Genomic DNA, 2831 nt, shown 5'->3' with positions numbered 1-2831 from the left:
CTTTATATACTTTTTCAAAGAGCAGGGCGTGACAATATTTTCCTTTATCATTCATTTCATCACTTTTATCTGCCGCCATCGCCCAGAAATAGTACTTACCGCCAACTTTTTTCATTCTTTCGAATAATTCATAATTATTCTCTTCATAGTACATTACTGTTCCCATAGCTGGAATGTAATTATTATTACTCGCGACCTTAAAGAGATTAAACGATAAATTTTTCAGTTTTTCTGAACGATAGACAACTTGATTGCCTTCCTGTTTTTGCAATGAATCGGTATAATCCATTAGTGGCTCATAGTAATGCGCCTCTGCAAATCGGATCACCTCTTTAATGTACTCTTTACGTTTTTCTATCGACTTATCAAGGCCTTGGTCTTTTAACAAAAAATACTGGGCACGAAGATCGCCTTCCGCAGCAAGTTTTTTAAAACCCTCAACGGCTTTTTGGTAAATTTCCTTTGTGCAGTATTTATTTTCATAAGAGGTATCTAAACCGAGATCGTTCGCTACTTTATTACCAAGACTACGCGAACCTAAGTGTGCTCGGCAACGATAGCTTCTATTGGAAAGCCAATAAGCTGCATAAGGATTTCCCTCGCTCATTAGCTTCGCTAGTCGAGACACTGCGACACTTTTTTCTGAGATATCATTCAATGTTAATCGCGAATATAGAATAGTTGCATGAGCATTCCCTTTCTTTATAAGGCGATTAAATCGATCTTCTTCTTCTTTTCTCCAAGGCGTTCCTCGTTGTAGGTCAAGCNTTTTTCTGAGATATCATTCAATGTTAATCGCGAATATAGAATAGTTGCATGAGCATTCCCTTTCTTTATAAGGCGATTAAATCGATCTTCTTCTTCTTTTCTCCAAGGCGTTCCTCGTTGTAGGTCAAGCAACACATCATACATTTCATTTTCAGGACGAACTGTGCTGGATATATAAGGATCATCGGCTACTTTATCGATGTTTCTTTCAATAAAGCTCTTAAATAAAGGAATATCATCTTCAGGGTTGATAACCTTTTCTTTACAACCGGTGAGGATACTCATCGATAAGCTTAAAAGTATAACTTGGATAATCGTTTTATGACGCATCATAAGGCTGTGTCCAGCAGATTGTGATTTTAGACCGACAGATAACATAACGTTTTAAAGCTAAGGAATGCTACCGCCCAGCGAGTGTTATAACACTTACTGGGCGGGATATAAAAGCAGTATGAAGCTAATGTATAAATGTAACAGAAGTAATAAAATATAAATGTATTAGTAACCTCTACTCNAATCATAGGTTCTACACTATTCAACTGTTCACTAATATTACATTTTATATTGCTCATATCTATTTTACCTTCATACCTCCCACCAAAAAATCGATCACCGAAAATAGCCTTATATAGTTTCGCATCACAATATTGTTCCTTTGGGTTTAAAGATTTTTCCTTATAATACGGTTTAGCCCAAAAATAATGCCATGCTCCAAGCTTTTTTAACCTATTATAAAGGAAATCATCTTTCGGAGTATTTTTGTCAATCAAAAAAACAAAAGCCGGGATATAGTTATTATTAGCTGCTATTCTTAGCAATTTTTTCACCTGTCGCTCTGATCTAGGTGAGTAAAAAACTGTTTTTCCATTTTCTACTTTAGTTATATTATAGTAGTAATCCATTAGAGGCTTATAATAGTGAGACTTGGCAAATCGAATAACTTCTTTTATGTACTCTTCACGTTTTTCTACAGATTTATCAAGACCTTTATCTTTCAGCAAGAAATATTGGGCATGAAGATCGCCTTCTGCTGCAAGCTTTTTGAATCCCTCGACAGCTTTTTGATAGATCTCCTCGGTGCAATATTTATTTTCATAAGAGGTATCTAAACCGAGATCTTTCGCTACTTTAGTACCAAGACTACTCGAGCCTAGATGTGCGCGACAGCGATAGCTTCTATTAGAAAGCCAATACGCAGCATAAGGATTCCCCTCGCTCATTAGCTTCGCTAGACGAGACACTGCGATACTTTTTTTTGAAATGTCATTCATTCTTAGGCGAGAGAGTAAAATTGTTGCGTGAGCATTCCCTTTTTCTATTAGACGGTTAAATCTATTTTCTTCTTCTTTGCTCCAAGGCGTTCCTCGCTGTAGATCAAGCAACACATCATACATTTCATTTTCAGGGCGAACCGTACTAGATATATAAGGATCATCGGATACTTTATCAATATTCTTTTCAATGAAGTCCTTGAATAAAGGAATATCACCTTCAGGGTTGATCGCCTTTTCTTTGCAACCGGTGAGGATACTCATCGATAAGCTTAAAAGTATAACTTGGATAATCGTTTTATGACGCATCATAAGGCAGTGTCCAGCAGATAGTGATTTTAGACCGACGATAGCATAACGTTTTAAAGCTAAGGAGTGCTACCGCCCAGCGAGTGTTGTATCACTCACTGGGCGGAATGTTTGGGATGTAAATTTAACACTAGTAAGCAACCTTTCAATTGGCGAAAGTGTCAGCAGAAATTTAGCCTCGCCCCCAATTATCTATCCTAGTGAAATAATCTATATAAATCATCGGTTCCATCTCAGCGATTTCCTTATCTGTCTCGCAGATACTTTCATCGTAATCACCTTTCTTAGGCCAATCACTGTCAAAACCATAAAAGTCCGTATCTTTATATATCTCCTCGAATAACACAGCATGGCAGTATTTATCTCTGTTTGTTAACTCATTGCTTCTATCAAATGCCATAGCCCAAAAATAATTCCGGCCACCTGATTTTTTCAACCTATCAAAAAGAACAGCATTATCTCTTTCATAATACACTAACTTAC

At 36.8% G+C, this 2831-nt stretch carries 1 protein-coding gene and 1 pseudogene; both read right to left on the bottom strand.

From position 1 onward, the window contains the following. A pseudogene (locus BZG72_RS15965) lies at positions 1-628 on the bottom strand (sel1 repeat family protein); the annotation flags it as partial. A 1892-nt stretch (positions 629-2520) separates the two neighbouring features. Beyond that, positions 2521-2831 (bottom strand): hypothetical protein (locus tag BZG72_RS16280; protein WP_443508090.1); only part of this gene is annotated, 311 nt, incomplete at its 5' end.

The organism is Salinivibrio sp. PR6 (genome assembly GCF_001995955.1).
In the GTDB taxonomy this organism is placed as follows: domain Bacteria; phylum Pseudomonadota; class Gammaproteobacteria; order Enterobacterales; family Vibrionaceae; genus Salinivibrio; species Salinivibrio siamensis.
The sequence above is the reverse complement of the archived record's forward strand: the minus strand, read 5'-3'. Positions and strand labels throughout refer to the sequence as shown.